Below are 1507 nucleotides of genomic sequence, written 5' to 3' on the forward strand. Positions count from 1 at the left end.
GGGGAGATGGGGAGATGGGGGGAAATAATTTAAGTACATCTAGAACTTCCCCTAGTCCCCAGTACCTTTCTGCTTGGATTGGTGCGGCTTTAATTGCTTTAAATCCGATTACAATTGCTTGGGCGAGAACGGGTGTTTCTGATATGTTGCTGAGTGGTTGTATGGGGACATCTTTGTTGTGCTTTTTTATTGGTTATGCGGGAAAAGATGAAAGTAATTGCTCAGAAAAACCGAGAAGTTTCCTTTTAAATATTTCGCCTTGGTATATAGCTTTTTATGTTTTAAGTGCTTTGGCGGTGTTAACTAAAGGGCCTGTGGGAATTGTTTTGCCACTGATAATTATTGCTAGTTTTGTAATTTATTTGGGGAATTGGCGGGAAGTTTGGCAAGAAATGCGCCCGGTTTGGGGTAGTTTGATTTTTAGTGCGATCGCTCTTCCTTGGTATATCTTATGTTATTTACGCAATGGCAATGCTTTCATTAATGCGTTCTTTGGTTATCACAATGTCGAACGCTTTACCCAAGTAGTTAATGGACATTCTGCACCTTGGTATTTTTACTTTTTAATAGTGTTAGTTGGGTTTTTTCCTTGGTCGATTTATCTGCCTTTGGCGGTCGCTAAATTGCGCTTTTGGCAGGTAAAAAAATGGCGCAATTCTAACCGTTCCAGTCAACTTAGTTTATTTGCTTTGGTTTGGTTTTTTGGAATTTTCGGCTTTTTTACGATTTCTGTGACTAAGTTACCAAGCTACATAATTCCCCTAATCCCAGCAGCGGCAATTTTAGTGGCACTGTTGTTTAGCGAACAAATAGCTTTAGTGAGTGCGGAAAAGTTTCTGATTCGAGATAAGGAGAAGTTCCAAACAAATAAAGCTTTGTTTTGGATTGGAATTTTGAACGTAGTTTTATCTATTGGTTTTGCAGCTTTACTTCTCTATATTCCAAGTATAATGGGAGACGATCCAGCAATACCTGATTTGCCGCAGTTGTTAGAAAAATCTGGTTTAGCAGTCAGAGGTTTTTTGATTTGGGGAATTACTGCGATCGCCTTAGTCTTTTTACTTCAACATCGTCGCCGTTTACCCTTATTGGTAATTCCCAACTTGCTCGCATTTGTGGCTTTCTTAGCTTTTGTACTCACACCTGCTTCTTTTCTCTTGGATGGCGCAAGACAAATGCCTTTACGCGAATTATCTACTTTTATAAAACAAGTAGAAAAACCAGGGGAAGAGTTATTGATGGTGGGCTTTAAAAAGCCCAGTGTGGTGTTCTATACGCAACGAAATGTCGATTATTTTGAAGATTATTACACTACCTTTGATTACATTAGAAAAGTCGCTGCTACTAACCCAAAACTCACTTCGGTTTTAATCCTCTGTCAATCCTACCAAATCGATCGCAAATTACTCGACATTACTCCCCATCAAGTGTTAACTAAAACCAAAGCTTATCAGTTAGTTCGGATGCAGGTTTCTGGGAATCGGGGACTGGGGACTGGGGACAAGGG

The 1507-nt window shown here is 39.7% G+C and carries 1 protein-coding gene; it reads left to right on the forward strand.

The window, feature by feature from the left end; translation table 11 throughout:
* Positions 1-14: 14 nt before the first annotated feature.
* A partial coding sequence (locus tag IQ264_RS32435; RefSeq protein WP_193986889.1) for a glycosyltransferase occupies positions 15-1507 on the forward strand: 1493 nt, incomplete at its 3' end.

The sequence above is a fragment of the [Phormidium] sp. LEGE 05292 genome (genome assembly GCF_015207735.1).
Classification (GTDB): domain Bacteria; phylum Cyanobacteriota; class Cyanobacteriia; order Cyanobacteriales; family Aerosakkonemataceae; genus Floridanema.